The organism is Nocardiopsis dassonvillei (assembly GCF_964273065.1).
GTDB lineage: Bacteria > Actinomycetota > Actinomycetes > Streptosporangiales > Streptosporangiaceae > Nocardiopsis > Nocardiopsis dassonvillei_B.
On record NZ_OZ186815.1, the window covers coordinates 302,448 to 318,723 of the forward strand.

Genomic DNA, 16,276 nt, shown 5'->3' on the forward strand with positions numbered 1-16,276 from the left:
CGGGGTCTTTTCTGTGCTCACTGGCCGTTGAGGTAGGCGAGGACGGCCAGGACGCGGCGGCTGTCGTCGGAGGAGGGGGGCAGGTCGAGTTTGGTGAAGATGTTGTTGATGTGTTTGCTGACGGCTTTTTCGGTGATGTAGAGGCGTCCGGCGATGGCGGAGTTGGAGCGGCCTTCGGCCATTTCGGAGAGGACTTCGCGTTCGCGGGGGGTGAGTTGGCCCAGGGGTCCTTGGCTGTCCTGGCGGGCGAGGAGCTGGGAGATGACGGCGGGGTCCATGGCGGTGCCGCCGGCGGCGACGCGGCGGACGGCTTCGATGAACTGGCCGATGTCGAAGACGCGGTCTTTGAGGAGGTAGCCGACGCCGCCGGTGTCGTCGGAGAGGAGTTCGCGGGCGTAGAGCTGTTCGACGTGCTGGGACAGGACGAGGATGGGCAGGCCGGGGATCTGGGCGCGGGCGGAGATGGCGGCCTGGAGGCCTTCGTCGGTGAAGGTGGGGGGCAGGCGTACGTCGACGACGGCGACGTCGGGTCGGTGTTCGGTGAGGGCTTTGTGGAGGTCGGGGCCGTTGTCGACGGCGGCGACGACGGTGAACTGGTGGGCTTGGAGGAGTTTGATCAGGCCTTCTCGGAGGAGGGCGAGGTCTTCGGCGATGACAACGCGCATGGGATCTCCAGGGTGACGATGGTGGGTCCGCCGGTGGGGCTGGTGATGTTCATCGTGCCATCGAAGGCGTCGATGCGGCGGTGGATGCCAGAGAGTCCGCTGCCGGGGGCGGCGTCGGCGCCGCCGTGGCCGTTGTCGGTGACGGTGATGACGAGGCGGTCGTTGCCATGGTTGATGTGGACCCATGCGTGGGTGGCGTCGGCGTGTTTGGCGGTGTTGGTGAGGAGTTCGGCGATGGCGAAGTAGGCGGCGGATTCGACGGGGTCGGCGGGGCGGGCGGGCAGGTCGATGGTGACGGTGATGGGGAGGTGGTGGGTGAGGGCGAGGGCGTGGACGGCTCCGTGGAGTCCGCGTTCGACGAGGACGGGTGGGTGGATACCGCGGACGAGGTCGCGGAGTTCGATGAGTGCGGTGCGGGTGGTTTCGCGGGCTTCGGTGAGCATGGCGCGGGCGGCGGCGGGGTCGTGTTCGATGATCTGTTCGGCCATGCCGAGGTTCATGCCCAGGGCGACGAGGCGGGCTTGGGCGCCGTCGTGGAGGTCGCGTTCGATGCGGCGGATCTCGGCTGCCTGGGTGTCGATGGTGTTGGCGCGGCTGGTGGCGAGGTGGGCGACGCGGGCGGTGAGGCGGGCTTTCTCGGAGGGTTGCAGGAGGAGGCGGTTGAAGGCGGTGTAGAGGCGTAGGGCGGGGGTGGCCAGGGCGGCGCCCAGGGCGATGAGGAGGGTGGCGGGGATGAGGAGGAGGAGTCGTTCGGTGGTGTTGGTGGGGGTGTAGGTGCCGTAGAGGTCGGGGGTGGGGATGAGGGTGAGGGTGTGGAGGGTGATGTAGGTGCCGTGGGCGATGAGGGTGAGGGGGAGGGCGATGAGGAGGATGTTGATGGTTCCGGTGATGAGCCAGAGGAGGTCTTTCCAGGTGGCGGGGTCGGTGATGATCGTGCTGGCGCGGCGGTTGATGCCGGTGGGGGGCATGGGGCGGTAGCCGGAGTGGACGGGGCGGTGGTGGTCGAGGTGGGTGAGGGTGCGGCGTTGGCTGTCGGCGAGGGTTCGTAGGAGGTGGCCGGTGAGGATGATGAAGGGGAGGCCGATCCACAGCAGGGACAGGACGGCGGAGGCGATGATGAGGGGGAGCAGGAGGAGGGCGGCGGCGTTCTGGGAGAGGAGGAGGAAGAGGTAGGCCAGGGTGGTGAGGGGGCCTGCGCGGTGGTGGTGTGCGGTGGCCATGGTGGGTCGGGTCCTCTTCCGTCGGGTGTGGTGGTCTCCATTGTCGCGGTTCGGGGGTGGTGTGGTCGGTGGTGGTGGCTCCCCTGCGTGCGGGGGTGTCGGGGGTGGGGTGGTTCGGGGTGGTGTGCGGGGGTTGCGGGCTGGGCGGGTGCGGGTTTTTGGCGCAACTCGCCGTCGACGATTTCCCGTGGGTTGGCATGACCTGTGATGATCGGGGGTGTGTGGCGTGAACTGATTTTGGAGTTGTATCCGGAGGCCGATCTGCGTGATCCGGCCGATGAGGCGGCGTTGGCCGAGGTAGAGAAGCGTTTGATGCTGCCGTTGCCGTTCGAGTTGGCGTCGTTGCTGCGGGAGACCGATGGGGTGGTGAACGAGTACGGGGATGCGGTGGTGTGGAGTGCGCAGCGGTTGGTCGAGGACAATCTGGCGATGCGGGAGGAGCCGGATTATGTGGAGTTGTACGCGCCGTTCGACGAGATGATCTTCTTCGGGGATTCGGACATGGGTCCGCAGTTCGCGTATGTGCACACGGACTACGGGCCGGGGATCGTGGTGTGGGACCATGAGACGGATCGGCGCCGGTTGGTGGTGGTGTCGTTGCGGGATTATCTGGCGCGGTGCCTGTTGCAGGGCAATGCGTGGTTCCGTTGACGGTGTGTGGTCGTTCACCTGGTGTTCCGTGCTATTTTGCGGGGTGGTGCGGCGGTGTGCGCCGCCGGTGATCGCGTTGTGAGAGTGGGACCCCTATGCCGGATGAGTCGCAGGTGGCGGCCGTTGTTCAGGGCCGTGAGGTGGCCGACTTCCCGGAGTGGGCGCCTGAGGCGGCGCGGGGGTCGGTGCGGCGGATCACGGTGACGGGTGAGGATGTGCTGCACCGTCGTAACCGTGATGTGCCGGCGGAGATGCTGGGTGGTGCGGAGCTGCACCGGTTGGTCGACGACATGTTCGTGACGATGTACGCGGCCGAGGGTGTGGGGTTGGCTGCGTGCCAGGTGGGTGTGGATCTTCGGGTGTTCGTTTTCGACTGCCCGGATGATGATGGTGTGCGTCATGTGGGTCATGTGGTGAATCCTGTGTTGGATGAGCGTGATGCGGATGATGCGCTGGTGGTGGAGAACGAGGGGTGCCTGTCGGTGCCGGGTCCGCATGCGGAGCTGGGGCGGGTGGAGCATGCGACGGTGCGCGGGGTGGACCGTGACGGTGAGCCGGTGGTGTTGAGCGGGAGCGGGTATTTCGCCCGGTGTCTGCAGCATGAGACCGATCACACGTTGGGGCGGTTGTACATCGACCGGTTGTCGGCGCGTGAGCGCAAGCGGGTGTTGAAGAAGATGAACGAGATGGCCAACGATGTGTTCGCGCGTCGTGAGGTGCGGGCGGCCGAGCTGGAGCGGGAGTTCGCCGGCTAGTCCTGCGGGGGTTGTGCGGGGCGGGGGACCTGGGGGTCCTCCGCCCCTTTTTTTGTGCTTTGTGTGGGTTGTTCCGGTTCTGGTGCCGTGGGGTCTGGTCGGGGGTGGACGGGGGTGCCTTTGGTGGGTTTTCGGGGCCGATCGGGGGTGCCTTGGGGGTCCATTGGGGTTTTTGGCCCTGTGAGTGGCTCTCTTTGGAGGGCGTGTGGCCTTTTTGTGATCTTCCGGGGCGGTAGATTGCCCGGCATGAACGACGGGGAACAGAAAGTGATCGTGTACACCGACGGGGCGTGCAGCGGCAATCCCGGTCCCGGCGGGTGGGGTGTGTGGCTGAGCTACGGCGCGCACGAGAAGGAGATCTACGGCGGCGAGGAGCAGACCACCAACAACCGGATGGAGCTGATGGCGGCCATCCGGGCTTTGGAGAGCCTGACCAAGCCGGTGCCGGTGGTGCTGTACACCGATTCGTCTTATGTGCGCAACGGGATCACGTCGTGGGTGGCGGGGTGGAAGCGGCGGGGGTGGCGTACCGCCGACAAGAAGCCGGTCAAGAACGTGGACCTGTGGCAGCGGCTGGAGGAGGCGGCCTCGGCCCACGACGTGGAGTGGCGGTGGGTGCGCGGGCACAGCGGTGATGTGGGCAACGAGCGCGCCGACGAGCTGGCCCGGCGCGGGCGCGACGAGGCTGCGGCCCTGCGCTGAGGCGGTGCGGGTGGGGGGCGTCCCGGTGGGGCGCCCCCCTTTTTTTGCGTGTGCTCAGGCGGTGCGGTCGTGTTCGGTGTTCTCGGGGTCCTCGGCGACGAGGAGGCGGCGGGGGCCGGAGCCGTCGGCGGCCAGGGCGTCGTCGGGGTTGGTCAGGACGCACGATTCCAGGGACAGGCAGCCGCAGCCGATGCAGCCGGTGAGGTCGTCGCGCAGGCGGACGAGCTGGGCGATGCGGGTGTCGAGTTCGTCGCGCCACTGTTCGGAGACGCGGGCCCAGTCGGTGCGGGTGGGGGTGCGGTTGTCGGGGAGCTGGTCCAGGGCCTGGCGGATGCGGGCCAGGGGGATGCCCACGCGTTGGGAGACGCGGATGAAGGAGACGCGGCGCAGGGTGTCGCGGCGGTAGCGGCGTTGGTTGCCGGCGGTGCGGCGGCTGTGGATGAGTCCCTGGCGTTCGTAGAAGTGCAGGGCGGAGATGGCGACGCCGGAGCGTTCGGACACCTGCCCCACGGTGAGTTCCTTGGCGATGGGCGGCACGGTGCCCATTTTAGGGGTGGGTGCGGTGGGTGCCGCGCAGGGCGTAGAGGCGGGCGTAGGCGCCGCCGCGGACGAGGAGTTGGTGGTGGGTGCCGGTTTCGGTGACGCGGCCGCGGTGGAGCAGGAGGATGCGGTCGGCGGTGTGGGTGTGGGTGGGGCGGTCGGTGAGTTGGAGCAGGCCGGTGGTGGGGGTGGGGGTGAGGTGTTCGCCGGGTGCGGGGTGGGTGAGGACGAGCAGGTGGGCGTCGGTGAGGTGGGCGTAGCGGGTGCGGGCGGGGTGCAGGCGGGGGGTGAGGTGGTGGGGGAGGTCGGCCAGGGGTGTGGTGGGGGTGGCGGGTAGGCCGGTGTCGGTCAGGGCGGTGTGCAGGTGGGGGTCGTCGGGGTCGGGGCGGGGGTGGCCGGTGATGGTGCGGGCGAGGGTGGTGGTGGGGGTTGCGGTGTGGATGTGGGGGGTGGTGTGGGTGGTGATGCGGCCGTGGGCGGGTGTGGTGTGTCCGGTGATGAGGTCGGTGAGGGTGGTGGTGTGGTCGGTGGGCAGGCCGATGAGGGCGACGTGTTCGCCGGGGTGGACGGTCAGGTCCAGGTGGGTGAGCAGGGGGGTGTGGGACACGTCGTGGAACTCCACGAGGGGGCGCGGGCGGGGCGGGGTGGTGGCGGGGCTGCGGTGCAGCCGGTCGCGGTCGGTGAGCCTCACGGGTGTCCGTTCGTGGTGGTGGGGTGTCAGGGGGGTGTGATCGTCGGGGGCGCGTGAGAGTTCTCGTTGTCTGTTCGTGTCTTTCCTCTCGGGGTGGGGGCACTCCCGTCGGGGGGTGTCCTTTTTCGTGGGATGTGCGACCTTGTGGCCGTGGGTGGGCGGTGGTGGGGTGGGGGCATGGGAGAGCACGAGGTCGTGATCGTGGCCTTCGACGGGGTGCAGAGCCTGGATGTGACGGGGCCGTTGGAGGTGTTCGCGGGGGCGGCGCGGGCGCCGGGTGCGCGTTACCGGGTGCGGGTGGGGTCGTTGGGCGGGGGTGCGGTGGTCTGCTCCAGCGGGTTGGGGTTGGTGCCGTCGGTGGCGTTGGAGGAGGTGGGTCGGGTGGACACCCTGGTGGTGGCGGGGGGCGAGGGTGCGCGGGAGGAGGTGGATCCGCGGTTGGTGGAGTGGTTGTCGCGGGCGTGCGGGCGGGCGGGGCGGGTGGCGTCGGTGTGCACGGGGGCGTTCCTGCTGGGTCGGGCGGGGGTGCTGGAGGGGTTGCGGGTCACGACGCACTGGGCGTACTGCGCGGAGTTGGCGCGCCGGTTCCCGGGGGTGGAGGTGGATCCGGATCCGATCTTCGTGCGGCAGGGGCGGGTGGTGACGTCGGCGGGGGTGAGTGCGGGGGTGGACCTGTCGTTGGCGCTGGTGGAGGAGGACCTGGGGCGGCGGGTGGCGTTGGCGGTGGCGCGGCACCTGGTGGTGTTCCTGCGGCGTCCGGGCGGGCAGGCGCAGTTCTCGGCGCCGTTGGCGGCGCAGTGGGCGCAGCGTCCGGCGGTGCGGGAGGTGCAGCACTGGGTGGTGGAGCATCCGGGGGCGGATCTGTCGGTGGAGGCGCTGGCGGGGCGGGTGGGGTTGTCGGTGCGTCAGTTCTCGCGGGTGTTCGCCGCGGAGGTGGGGTGTACGCCGGGCCGGTACGTGGAGCGGGTGCGGGTGGAGGCGGCGCGGCGGTGGTTGGAGGATTCGGAGCTGGGGGTGGAGGCGGTGGCGCGGCGGTGCGGTTTCGCGTCGGCGGAGGTGATGCGGCGGGTGTTCGTCAGGTCGCTGGGGTGTTCTCCGGCGGGGTATCGGAGCAGGTTCCACGGAGTGGAGGGTGGTTGAGGTGCGGTTGGCGGTCGTGTTGTTCGAGGGTGTGACGGCGTTGGATGCGATCGGTCCCTATGAGGTGCTGGGGTCGTTGCCGGGGGTGGAGACGGTGTTCGTGGGTGAGCGCCGGGGGCCGGTGCGGGCTTCGGGCGGGGGTGCGGGGCTGGTGGTGCAGGCGGAGCTGGGTGAGGTGGACACCGCCGATGTGGTGGTGGTGCCGGGCGGTCCGGGGCAGGCGCACCAGATGGAGGGGGCGCTGGTGGAGTGGATCGGCGCTGTGGACGCGGGGAGCCGGTGGACGGCGTCGGTGTGCACGGGGTCGCTGATCCTGGCGGCGTCGGGGGTGCTGGCGGGGCGGCGGGCGGCCACGCACTGGTTGGCGGGGGATGAGTTGGAGCGTTGGGGTGTGGAGCATGCGGTGGGGGAGCGGGTGGTGTTCGACGGCAAGTACGTGACGGCGGCGGGGGTGAGTGCGGGGATCGATATGGGGTTGGCGCTGGCGGGTGAGCTGGTGGGGGAGTTCGGGGCGCAGATGGTGCAGTTGGCGTTGGAGTACGATCCGGCGCCGCCGTTCGGTGCGGGGTCGCCGGAGAGGGCGCCTGCGGAGGTGGTGGGGTTGGCGCGGGAGAGCCGGCGGTTCCTGTTGTGGGAGCAGGATCGGCCGGGGTGGGCGTGAGGGGGGTCATGGTGGCCGACACGGCTGTCATGGGTATGGGGTGGTCACCCCTTTCCCCCTGACGAGATGAGGCCGGTGTGGACCAGTGGGACGAGGCCGAGCGTGTGCGGTCGTGGTACCGCCGTTTCGCGGAGCACTACGAGGCCGGGGGTGCGCACTCCTATGCGCGGATCGTCCGGGCGCTGGCGGGGGACGAGGAGCTGGTGGGGCTGGTGCTGACCCTGCCGGAGGGCAACAAGCGCCAGCCCAACCTGCTGCTGGGGGCGGTGCGGTTCCTGGGCGGCCCCGTGGAGGGGTGGGCGGCGTTCCGTTCGTGGCTGGTGGAGCACTGGGAGCCGGTGCGCGGGGTGGTGCTGGAGCGGATGACCCAGACCAACGAGGTGCGCCGCTGCGCCGCCCTGCTGCCGGTGCTGGCCGCCCTGGAGGGGCCGCTGGGGTTGGTGGAGGTGGGGTCCTCGGCGGGGCTGTGCCTGTACCCGGACCTGTACGCCTACTCCTATGACGGTGCGGCCCCGGTGGGTGCGGCCGGTTCCGCGGTGGTGCTGGAGTGCTCGACCTCGGGGGGCGTTCCGGTCCCGCGGGGGGTGGAGGTGGCCTGGCGGGCGGGGGTGGACCTGAACCCGTTGGACGCCGCCGACGCGGGGGACGTGCGGTGGTTGGAGTCCCTCATCTGGCCCGGGGTCCATGAGAGGGAGCGGCGGGAGCGGTTGCGGGCGGCCGCGTCGGTGGTGGCCGCGGCCGGGGGTGCGCCGATCGTGGCGGGGGATCTGGTGGAGGGTGTCGCCGACCTGGTCTCCCGGGTGCCCGCGGGGGTGACGCCGGTGGTGTTCCACGGGGCGGTGCTCACCTACCTGCCCCTGGCTGAGCGGGAGCGTTTCGCGGAGCTGGTGCGGGGGCTGCCCGGCCACTGGGTGTCCTACGAGGGGTGGCGGGTGCTGCCCTGGCTGGAGGGTGCGCGGCCGCCCGAGCCCACGCACATGACAATCGCGGTCGACGAGCGGGTGGTGGCCTGGGCCGGGGAGCACGGCCACCACCTCGCCTGGGCCTGAGGGGGCGGGGAGGGGGATCGCGGGTGGGCGGCCCCCCTCTTTCGCGGTGTGTCAGTGGGCGTCGAGGAGGGCGATGAGCTCCTTCTTGCGGTCGGCGGGCAGGAACGACGCCTCGAAGGAGTTGCGGGCCAGGGTGCGCAGCCGCTCCTCGTCCAGGTGCAGGTGCTCGGCCAGGGCCCGGTAGTTGTCGTCGACGTAGCCGCCGAAGTAGGCGGGGTCGTCGGAGTTGACGGTGACCAGCAGCCCGGCGTCCATGAGGGCGGGCAGGGGGTGGGCGGCCATGGTGTCCACGGCGCGCAGGCGCACGTTGGACATCGGGCACACCGTGAGGGGGGTGCGGGTGGCGGCCAGGCGGGCGAGCAGGTCGGGGTCCTCCAGGGCGCGGATGCCGTGGTCGATGCGTTCCACCCCCAGGTCCAGGGCCTGGCGGATGTAGTCGGGCGGGCCCTCCTCGCCGGCGTGGGCGACCAGGCGCAGTCCCAGGTCGCGGGCGGCGGCGAACACCTGGGCGAAGTCGTTCGGGGGGTGGCCGACCTCGGCGGAGTCCAGGCCGACGCCGATGATGCGGTCCAGGTGGGGGCGGGCGGCGTTCAGGGTGTCCATGGCTTCGGCGGCGGGGCGGTCGCGCAGGAAGCACAGGATGAGGTGGGTGCTCATGCCGTGGTCGGTCTGGGCGGTGTCCAGGGCGGCGGTGATGCCGGCGATGACGGTGTCCAGGTCGACGCCGCGGGCGGTGTGGGCCTGGGGGTCGAAGAAGATCTCGGCGTGGCGGACGCCCTGGGCGGCGGCGCGGGCGAGGTAGGCGCGGGTGAGGTCGGTGAAGTCGGCCTCGGTGCGCAGGACGTCCATGAGGGCGTAGTACAGGTCCAGGAAGGACTGCAGGTCGGTGAACCGGTAGGCGGCTCGGAGTTCGTCGACGGTGGCGTAGGGCAGGGTGATGCGGTTGCGGTGGGCGAGGGCGAAGGCGAGTTCGGGTTCGAGGGTGCCTTCGATGTGCAGGTGGAGTTCGGCTTTGGGTAGAGGCATGCAGACCATGGTGGCTCACCGGTGGTGGTGGTCCGTCCGGTTCGGGGTGTCGGGGTGGGCACACGGTGGGGCGCCCGTGACCTGGCCGGTCGCGGGCGCCGTGGGCTGGGCGGCTACTTCTTGGTGTCGTCGTGTCCTGGGGTCCAGTTCAGGGCGCTGGCGCGTTCCATGAACTCCTCGACGGTGATGTCGCCGCGGGCGAAGCGGTCGGCGAGGGTGCGGCGGGCCTCGTGTTCGGGCGGGGCCGGGCGGTGGGCTGCCCAGGGCGCGGGGCCGCCGCGGCGGCGGATGAGGACGAACGCGGTGGCGGCGGCGATGAGCAGCAGCAGGCAGAACATGAGTGCTCCCAGGGGTGCGAAGGGCGGCGGTCCGTCCCCCCACGGGGGGTGGCCGGCCAGGTCGGTGATGACGGCGGTCGTGGTGTTCATGGGTCCCACTGTGGGCGGGGCGGGTGGTCGCGGGCATCGCCCGGGGGGCGGCTTGGGGTGTACGTCGGTGTGCGTAGGCGGGGCTGCGCCGTGGGGGCGATGCGGGGCGGGGGCGGGGAGCCTAGGGTCGGTGGCATGAGGAGTGTGCGGACGGTCGCGGTCGACGCCGGGCTGGGTGTGGTGCTGGGCGCGGTGGCGGTGGTGGCGGTGCGCGGCCAGTTGGCGTTCGGGCACGCCGCCCGGTCGGGTCGGGAGGGGTCGGGGCCGCCGTGGGCGGGTGGGCCGCCGCCGGACTGGGGTCAGGTGGCCCTGGGGTGGGGGGTGTGGGCCGGGGTCGTCCTGCTGGTGGTGGCGGTGGCGGTGCGGCGGGTGTGCCCGCCTGCGGCTCTGGTGGCGGCCGGGGCCGGGGCGGGTGCGGTTCTGGTCGGTGGTGGGGTGGTGAACCCGGTCGTGGTGGTGATGGGCGCCCTGGTGGTGTTCTCCGCCGCGATCCGGATGGAGCCGGTCCGGTTCCTGGTCTGGGCGCTGCCCCCGGTTCTGGGGGTGGGGGTGCTCTCCCGGGCGGGCGAGCCGTGGTGGGGGTTGGTGGACGGGTCGTTGTGGGCGGCTCCGGCGGTGGCGGTGGGGGTGATGGCGCCCTGGGCGGGTGCGGGGGTGTTCGTGCGGGCGCGTCGGCAGGGGCGGGCGCGTGAGCGCGAGGCGGAGGTGGCCCGGCACCGGTACGAGGAGCGGTTGCGGATCGCCCGGGAGGTGCACGATCTGGTGGGGCACAGCCTGTCGGTGATCAGTATGCAGGCGGGGGTGGCGCTGCACGTGGTGGATCGGCGTCCGGAGCAGGCGGCGGTGGCGTTGGCGGCGATCCGTGACAGCAGCCGGTCGGCGCTGGAGGAGTTGCGGCGGACGTTGGCGGTGTTCCGGGGTGAGGAGGGTGCGGCGTTGGAGCCGGTGGCGGGGCTGGGCCGGTTGGAGGGTGTGGTGGAGGAGATGGGGCGTGCGGGGCTGCCGGTGGAGGTGGAGCGGTCGGGTGGGGCGGTGGTGTTGCCGGGGGCGGTGGATCACGCGTTGCTGCGGATCGTCCAGGAGGCGTTGACGAATGTGCTGCGCCATGCGGGGGCGGGGGCGGCGGCGCGGGTGGAGGTGGCCTTCGAGGCGGGGTGGGTGCGGCTTGTGGTGGCCGACACCGGTGCGGGTGCGGGTGCGGGGTGGGTGGAGGGTGCGGGGATCGCGGGGATGCGTGAGCGGGCGCGGGGTGTGGGCGGGGTGTTGGAGGCCGGGCCCGGGGTCGGGGGCGGGTTCGTGGTGCGGGTGCGGGTGCCGGTGGAAGGGGGCGTGTGATGGTGGTGCGGGTGGTGGTGGCCGATGACCAGGCGTTGGTGCGCATGGGGTTGGGGGTGCTCCTGGACGCCGAGGACGATCTGGAGCTGGTGGGTGAGGCCGCCGACGGGGTGCGGGCGCTGGAGGTGGTGCGGGAGGTGGTGCCCGATGTGGTGCTGATGGATGTGCGGATGCCGGTGATGGACGGGCTGGCCGCGTTGCGGGAGATCAGTGCGGACGAGGGGTTGTCGGGGGTGCGGGTGGTGGTGCTGACGACGTTCGAGTTGGACGAGTACGTGTTCGAGGCGTTGCGGGCGGGGGCGTCGGGGTTCGTGGTCAAGGACGCCGACCCGGGTGAGCTGTTGGGGGCGGTCCGGGTGGCGGCGCGGGGTGAGGCGTTGCTGTCGCCGTCGGTGACGCGGCGGGTGGTGGCGGCGTTCACGTCGTCGCGGCCGGCGGTGGGGCCGGTGGTGGATGTGGGGGTGCTGACCGAGCGGGAGCGGGAGGTGGTGGGTCTGGTGGGTGAGGGGCTGTCCAATGAGGAGATCGGGGAGCGGTTGGTGGTCTCCCCCGCGACGGCGCGCACCCATGTGTCGCGGGCGATGGTGAAGCTGGGGGCGCGGGACCGGGCGCAGCTGGTGGTGTTCGCGTTCCGGGCGGGGTTGGTGCGGTGAGCGGGGTCGTGCGGTGGCCGGGTGCGGTCAGCGGGTGAGGCGGTCGATGGCCGCTGTGGCGGTCGTGTGCAGGCCTTTGGTGTGTCCGGCGCCTTCGATGATGTGCAGGGTGGCGGCGGGCCACTGTTGGGCCAGGTGCCAGGCGGTGTCGGCGGGGCCGCTGATGTCGAGGCGGCCGTGGACGAGGGCGCCGGGCAGGTGGGCGATGCGGTCCATGTTCCGCCTCAGGTGGTGTTCGGGGAGGAAGGCGTGGTGGGACCAGTAGTGGGTGACCAGGCGGGCGAAGCGGAGCTGGAAGTCCAGGGGGCGGGTGGACAGGAACGGGGTGGCGTCGGGGGTGGTGGCCATGTGGGTGTCCTCCCACCGGCACCAGGCCCGTGCCGCGGCCTCGCGCACGGCCGGGTCGGGGTCGGCGAGCAGGCGGGCGTAGGCGGCGGGCAGGCGGTGGGGGTCGGCGCCGGGTCCGGCGGCGTCGCGGAAGGCCTGCCACTGTTCGGGGAAGACGCGCCCCATGGAGTGGGTCAGCCAGTGCACCTCGGCGGGTGAGGTGGTGGTGACCGCGGCCAGTACCAGGGCCCGCACCCGGGTGGGGTGGGTCTGGGCGTAGGCCAGGCCCAGGGTGGAGCCCCAGGAGGTGCCCAGGACCAGCCAGGAGTCGATGCCGCGGGCGGTGCGCAGGGCCTCGATGTCGTCGATGAGGTGGGCGGTGGTGTTGGTGGACAGGTCCGTGGAGGCGAGGCCGGCGTCGGGGGTGGAGCGGCCTGCGCCGCGCTGGTCGAACAGGACGATGCGGTGCCGGGCGGGGTCGAAGAAGTCCGCGTATCCGGGGTGGGCGCTCGAGCCGGGGCCGCCGTGCAGGACCAGGCAGGGGTGGCCGTGGGGGTTGCCGTGTTCTTCCCAGTACAGGGTGTTGCCGTCGGTTGTGGGCAGGTGGCCTCGGGTGCGGGGGGTGGTCATGGGGGTCTCCTCTGTGGTGGGGAACGCAGGAGTCTAGCGGCGTTCGAGAGGAGTGGGGGCGGGCGTAGGGTCCGTTTCACCGTCCCGGGTGCGGGGCGGTCCGGGAGGGGAGTGGCGGCGATGGGCGGTGCGGTGGGGCGGGCGCGGACGCTGGGTGAGGTGGTGCGGGCGTTGGCCGAGGCCGGTGAGGTGGATCCGGTGGCGGTGGAGCGGGCGCTGGTGCGTGTGTTGGCGGGTACTCCGGTGGAGGAGTTCGTGGATGCGGCCGCTCTGGCCCGGTTGGTGGTGGCCGTGGCGGGGGTGGAGGGGGCGGTGGGTGCTCTGGTGCAGGTCGCGGAGGTGGCGTCGGTGGTGTCGGTGCTGGATCCGGCTGCGCAGCGGGCGGTGCGGATCCGTCTTCGGCACCGGGCGGCTGCGGGTGCTCTGGGGTGAGGGGTGGCCCCTGGTGCCGGGGCGGGGCGGGGGCTGTGCGGGTGCGGGCCGTGGGGGCGGGGTGTCCGGTGGTCGGGTGGCCCCGCAGGAGGGCCGGGGTGGGGGCGTGGGAGGCTGGTTCCCGAGCTGAGAAGGGGGGGCCGGTGTGGGTGAGAGCGGGTTCGTGGAGTTCTGGGGTGAGTACCGGTTGTGCACGCTGGCGTCGCCGCGTCCGGACGGGTCGATCCACCAGGTGCCGGTGGGTGCCACCTACGACGCCGGTCTGGGGGTGGTGCGGGTGATCTGTGACGGGGGCAGTTTCAAGGCCCGCAACCTGGCGGCGCATCCGGGGGTGCGGGTGTCGGTGTCGCAGGTGGAGGGGCGGCGCTGGTGCTCGGTGGAGGGCCCGGCGACCGTGTCGCGGGACCCGGAGCGGGTGGCCGAGGCGGTGCGCCGGTACGCGTTGCGGTACCGGGAGCCGCGGCCGAACCCGAACCGGGTGGTCATCGAGATCTCGGTGGAGCGGGTGTTGGGGAACGTGCGCCCGGACTAGGAGGGGCGGGCCAGGGTGATGACCTCCGGTGATGTGGGTGTCACGGGGGTGCGGTCCCAGGAGCCGTGGCGTTGGACCGCGGTGAGGCCCGCGGCGGCCAGCAGGGTGTCCAGGTGGTCGGTGGTGAGGAACCGCAGGGTGCTGACCGTGGACAGGGGCTCGTCCCGGTCGGGGCCGGTGGTGGTGGAGGTGAACGTCACCAGGCCCTGGGGTGTGATGGGGCGGGCGTCGTGGGTGTCGGTGACGGTGCGGCCGTCGGGCAGGGTCACGGACCAGGGGTGGTCGGGTGTCCACCGCTCCCAGGGGCGGGTGTGGATGTTGCGGGTCTCGAAGGCCACGAGTCCGCCGGGGTGGAGTGCGGTGCGCATGGCGGTGAGCGCGGCGACGATGTCGGTGTCGGTGAGGAGTTCCTGGAAGGCGTGGCCGGTCATGGTGACCAGGTCGAATCCGCCGTCCCAGGTGTGGGTGGTCAGGTCGCCGTGGATCCAGTCGACGTCGCGGGTGTGGGAGCGGGCGACCTCCAGCATCGCGTGGGCGGGGTCCAGGCCGACGAGGCGGCCGGTGTGGCCGCGGGTGCGGGCGGTGCGCAGGATCAGGCCGGTGCCGCAGCCCACGTCCAGGGCGGCGGGGGCGTCCATGACGAGGTCGAGGTAGAAGTCGTCGCAGGGCGCCCAGGGGTTGAGGAGGTCGTAGAGGGCGGCGACGGCGGGGTCGTCGTAGGGGTTGCGCATGGGCGGAGTATGCCGGGGCGGGGGCGGTTGCGCATCGGGTTTTCGGCAGTGTTCCCTCCTGGGGTGGGCTGGTTCGTGGCGGCCCCGGGACCGTGGTGGCGGACAGGGGTCGCGGTGTCCTTTCCCGTGGTGCGTCCCCGGGTGGTGGGGTGGCGGTGCCGGGGCGCTTCCGGGGCCTGGACGGTCCGGGCCGGTTCGTGTGGTCGTGGCGGTGGTGTCGTATGCGGACGAGGCCGCGTACCTGCGGCACATGGCGGCGGTGCGGGGCGTCCCGGGGGGCGTGCGGTGCCGGGGCGGGCCGGGTCGGTGGGGGTGCTGTGGTCGGGGTCGGCGGGGCGTTCGCTGCTGCGGTGACGGTTCGCCGGTGGGCGAACCGTGGTGGTGGGATGCTGGGGGGTATGTCCTCTCATGCGCAGAAGATGGCCGCGTTGGCGGCGCTGTTGGCCGATGCGACGCGGGCCGGGGTGTGTCTGGCGTTGGCGGACGGGCGGGCCTGGACGGCGTCGGAGCTGTGCCGGCACACCGGGGTGGGGGCCTCGACCATGAGCGCGCACCTGGGGCGGATGGTGGCGGGCGGGGTTCTGGTCGAGCGCCGGCAGGGGCGTCACCGGTACGTGGCCCTGGCCGACGGTGAGATCACCGCCGTGGTGGAGGCGCTGGCGGCCCGGGCGGCGCCGGGGGTGCGGGTGGCGCCGACGCTGCGCGCCCACCGGGCCCGGGGGGCGCTGGCCCGGGGGCGGACGTGTTACGACCACCTGGCGGGTGCCCTGGGGTGCGGGGTGGCCGAGGCGATGGTGGGGCGGGGGCTGCTGACCGGGGATCTGGGGGTGACGGGGGCGGGGCGGGAGTGGTTCGCGGAGCTGGGCGCCCCGTTGCCGGAGCGGGGGCGGCGGCCGTTGGCGCGTGCGTGTTTGGACTGGACGGAGCGGCGCAGCCATCTGGCGGGGGTGGCGGGTGCGGTGCTGTGCGCGCACGTCCTGGACCGGGGGTGGTGTGAGCGGGTGGGGTCCTCGCGGGCGGTGCGCCTGACGCCGCGGGGCCGGGAGGCGTTGGGGGCGGTGCTCGGGGATGTTTCGGTGGGTGGCGAAGCGTCGGGGGTCTAGGGTCCTGGCATGACTTCTCGTACTCCTGTTCTGGCCGTGGTCGCGGCCGGTGTGACGGTCCTGTTGTGGGCGTCGGCGTTCGTGTCCATCCGCGTGGCGGGTGAGTTCTACTCGCCGGGTGCGCTGGCGCTGGGGCGGTTGCTGGCCGGTGCGCTGGTGTTGGGGGTGCTGCTGGTGGCCACCCGGTCGGGGTGGCCGGCCCGGGCTGCGTGGCCGGGCATCGTGTGCTCGGGGCTGTTGTGGTTCGGGGTGTACATGGTGGCGCTGAACTGGGGTGAGCGGGAGGTCGACGCGGGGACGGCGGCGCTGCTGGTGAACATCGGTCCGGTGCTGATCGCGTTGTTGGGTGTGGTGTGGCTGGGTGAGCGGTTGACCGGGTGGCTGGTGGCCGGGGGCCTGGTGGCGTTCGCGGGTGCGGCGGTGGTGGGGGCGACGATGGCCGGGCCCGGGCATGTGACGTGGGTGGGTGTGGTGCTGTGCCTGGTGGCGGCGGTGACCTACGCGGTGGGTGTGGTGTCGCAAAAGCCCGCGTTGGCGCACGCGAGCCCGTTGCAGGTGTCGGGGTGGGGGTGCATCGTGGGTGCGGTGGCGTGCCTGCCCTTCGCTCCGGTGCTGGTGGCCGAGGCCGCGGCGGCGCCGTGGTGGGCGAGTGCGAACGTGGTGTACCTGGGGGTGTTCCCGACGGCGGTGGCGTTCACCCTGTGGGGGTTCGCCCTGTCGCACATGAGCGCGTCGCGGTTGGGTGCGACGACGTATCTGGTTCCGGCGCTGGTGGTGGGGTTGTCGTGGGTGCTGCTGGGTGAGGTGCCCACGGCGGGCGGTCTGGCGGGCGGGGTGCTGTGCCTGGTGGGTGTGGCGTTGTCGCGGCGGGAGCCGCGGCCGCGTCCTGCGGTGGGCGGGCCGGTCCCCGCGGTGCGCTGACCCGTGCCGGCAGGTGCGGCCCGGCCGGCCCTTGGGGGGCGGTCGGGCCGTGTCGTGTCCTGCGGCCCCCGGTGCGCGGGCGGG

The 16,276-nt window shown here is 72.3% G+C and carries 20 protein-coding genes; 12 read left to right on the forward strand and 8 right to left on the reverse strand.

What is annotated here, in order from left to right:
* Window positions 1-17: 17 nt before the first annotated feature.
* Window positions 18-665 carry a response regulator gene (locus ACSUPR_RS01425; protein ID WP_436888814.1) on the reverse strand — a complete coding sequence of 216 codons (648 nt, stop codon included), beginning with the start codon at window positions 663-665 and terminating at the stop codon, window positions 18-20.
* Window positions 617-1,885 (reverse strand): histidine kinase, encoded by a 1,269-nt coding sequence (locus ACSUPR_RS01430; RefSeq protein ID WP_436888816.1) that lies wholly within the window; start codon window positions 1,883-1,885, stop codon window positions 617-619. The genes ACSUPR_RS01425 and ACSUPR_RS01430 overlap by 49 nt, the downstream gene beginning before the upstream one ends.
* 207 nt (window positions 1,886-2,092) lie before the next feature.
* On the opposite strand from ACSUPR_RS01430, the gene ACSUPR_RS01435 reads away from it, so the two are divergent.
* The 3 genes from ACSUPR_RS01435 (at window position 2,093) to rnhA (ending at window position 3,993) form a co-directional block, all read left to right on the forward strand.
* A complete protein-coding gene (locus tag ACSUPR_RS01435; protein ID WP_436888818.1) occupies window positions 2,093-2,536 on the forward strand; it encodes an SMI1/KNR4 family protein in 444 nt (147 codons plus the stop codon).
* A 95-nt stretch (window positions 2,537-2,631) separates the two neighbouring features.
* Window positions 2,632-3,291, forward strand: coding sequence for a peptide deformylase (gene def / locus ACSUPR_RS01440; protein ID WP_436888820.1), 660 nt, complete (start codon window positions 2,632-2,634; stop codon window positions 3,289-3,291).
* Between the two features lie 246 nt (window positions 3,292-3,537).
* Window positions 3,538-3,993 (forward strand): ribonuclease HI, encoded by a 456-nt coding sequence (gene rnhA / locus ACSUPR_RS01445; protein WP_436888822.1) that lies wholly within the window; start codon window positions 3,538-3,540, stop codon window positions 3,991-3,993.
* A gap of 54 nt (window positions 3,994-4,047) precedes the next feature.
* Here rnhA and soxR read toward each other — a convergent pair whose 3' ends face one another.
* Both soxR and ACSUPR_RS01455 read right to left on the reverse strand, forming a co-directional pair.
* On the reverse strand, window positions 4,048-4,530 hold the full coding sequence (gene soxR, locus ACSUPR_RS01450) for a redox-sensitive transcriptional activator SoxR (protein ID WP_436888824.1): 483 nt from the start codon (window positions 4,528-4,530) through the stop codon (window positions 4,048-4,050).
* A 10-nt stretch (window positions 4,531-4,540) separates the two neighbouring features.
* On the reverse strand, window positions 4,541-5,224 hold the full coding sequence (locus ACSUPR_RS01455; protein ID WP_436888826.1) for an ABC transporter ATP-binding protein: 684 nt from the start codon (window positions 5,222-5,224) through the stop codon (window positions 4,541-4,543).
* Between the two features lie 177 nt (window positions 5,225-5,401).
* Here ACSUPR_RS01455 and ACSUPR_RS01460 point away from each other — a divergent pair, with 177 nt between their 5' ends.
* The 3 genes from ACSUPR_RS01460 to ACSUPR_RS01470 all read left to right on the forward strand — a co-directional run bounded on the left by ACSUPR_RS01460 (window position 5,402) and on the right by ACSUPR_RS01470 (window position 8,074).
* On the forward strand, window positions 5,402-6,364 hold the full coding sequence (locus ACSUPR_RS01460; protein WP_436888828.1) for a GlxA family transcriptional regulator: 963 nt from the start codon (window positions 5,402-5,404) through the stop codon (window positions 6,362-6,364).
* 1 nt (window position 6,365) lies between these two features.
* Window positions 6,366-7,025, forward strand: a complete 660-nt coding sequence (locus ACSUPR_RS01465; RefSeq protein ID WP_436892196.1) for a DJ-1/PfpI family protein — start codon at window positions 6,366-6,368, stop codon at window positions 7,023-7,025.
* A gap of 77 nt (window positions 7,026-7,102) precedes the next feature.
* Window positions 7,103-8,074 (forward strand): DUF2332 family protein, encoded by a 972-nt coding sequence (locus ACSUPR_RS01470; protein WP_436888832.1) that lies wholly within the window; start codon window positions 7,103-7,105, stop codon window positions 8,072-8,074.
* A gap of 51 nt (window positions 8,075-8,125) precedes the next feature.
* Here the strand turns inward: ACSUPR_RS01470 and ACSUPR_RS01475 are convergent, their stop codons facing one another.
* Window positions 8,126-9,100, reverse strand: coding sequence for an adenosine deaminase (locus tag ACSUPR_RS01475; protein ID WP_436888834.1), 975 nt, complete (start codon window positions 9,098-9,100; stop codon window positions 8,126-8,128).
* Window positions 9,101-9,213: 113 nt separating this feature from the next.
* Window positions 9,214-9,528 (reverse strand): SHOCT domain-containing protein, encoded by a 315-nt coding sequence (locus ACSUPR_RS01480; RefSeq protein WP_436888836.1) that lies wholly within the window; start codon window positions 9,526-9,528, stop codon window positions 9,214-9,216.
* A gap of 135 nt (window positions 9,529-9,663) precedes the next feature.
* On the opposite strand from ACSUPR_RS01480, the gene ACSUPR_RS01485 reads away from it, so the two are divergent.
* Window positions 9,664-10,863: a sensor histidine kinase gene (locus ACSUPR_RS01485; RefSeq protein ID WP_436888837.1), complete on the forward strand. Its 1,200-nt coding sequence runs from the start codon at window positions 9,664-9,666 to the stop codon at window positions 10,861-10,863.
* On the forward strand, window positions 10,863-11,516 hold the full coding sequence (locus ACSUPR_RS01490) for a response regulator (RefSeq protein WP_436888839.1): 654 nt from the start codon (window positions 10,863-10,865) through the stop codon (window positions 11,514-11,516). Before ACSUPR_RS01485 ends, ACSUPR_RS01490 begins: the two co-directional genes overlap by 1 nt.
* Before the next feature lie 27 nt (window positions 11,517-11,543).
* Here ACSUPR_RS01490 and pip read toward each other — a convergent pair whose 3' ends face one another.
* The gene (gene pip, locus ACSUPR_RS01495) at window positions 11,544-12,473 is read right to left on the reverse strand and encodes a prolyl aminopeptidase (RefSeq protein ID WP_436888841.1); all 930 of its coding nucleotides are present in this window, start codon (window positions 12,471-12,473) and stop codon (window positions 11,544-11,546) included.
* A 120-nt stretch (window positions 12,474-12,593) separates the two neighbouring features.
* Between pip and ACSUPR_RS01500 the strand changes: the two genes are divergently transcribed.
* Together ACSUPR_RS01500 and ACSUPR_RS01505 are read left to right on the forward strand one after the other, a co-directional pair.
* On the forward strand, window positions 12,594-12,905 hold the full coding sequence (locus ACSUPR_RS01500; RefSeq protein WP_436888843.1) for a hypothetical protein: 312 nt from the start codon (window positions 12,594-12,596) through the stop codon (window positions 12,903-12,905).
* 145 nt (window positions 12,906-13,050) lie between these two features.
* On the forward strand, window positions 13,051-13,437 hold the full coding sequence (locus ACSUPR_RS01505) for a pyridoxamine 5'-phosphate oxidase family protein (protein ID WP_436888845.1): 387 nt from the start codon (window positions 13,051-13,053) through the stop codon (window positions 13,435-13,437).
* Here the strand turns inward: ACSUPR_RS01505 and ACSUPR_RS01510 are convergent.
* Window positions 13,434-14,168, reverse strand: coding sequence for a class I SAM-dependent methyltransferase (locus tag ACSUPR_RS01510; protein ID WP_436888847.1), 735 nt, complete (start codon window positions 14,166-14,168; stop codon window positions 13,434-13,436). The genes ACSUPR_RS01505 and ACSUPR_RS01510 overlap by 4 nt on opposite strands.
* A gap of 398 nt (window positions 14,169-14,566) precedes the next feature.
* Between ACSUPR_RS01510 and ACSUPR_RS01515 the strand changes: the two genes are divergently transcribed.
* Complete coding sequence (locus tag ACSUPR_RS01515; RefSeq protein ID WP_436888849.1) at window positions 14,567-15,271, forward strand: ArsR/SmtB family transcription factor; 705 nt, start codon at window positions 14,567-14,569, stop codon at window positions 15,269-15,271.
* 9 nt (window positions 15,272-15,280) lie between these two features.
* On the forward strand, window positions 15,281-16,192 hold the full coding sequence (locus ACSUPR_RS01520; protein WP_436888851.1) for a DMT family transporter: 912 nt from the start codon (window positions 15,281-15,283) through the stop codon (window positions 16,190-16,192).
* The last annotated feature ends 84 nt before the right edge of the window (window positions 16,193-16,276 follow it).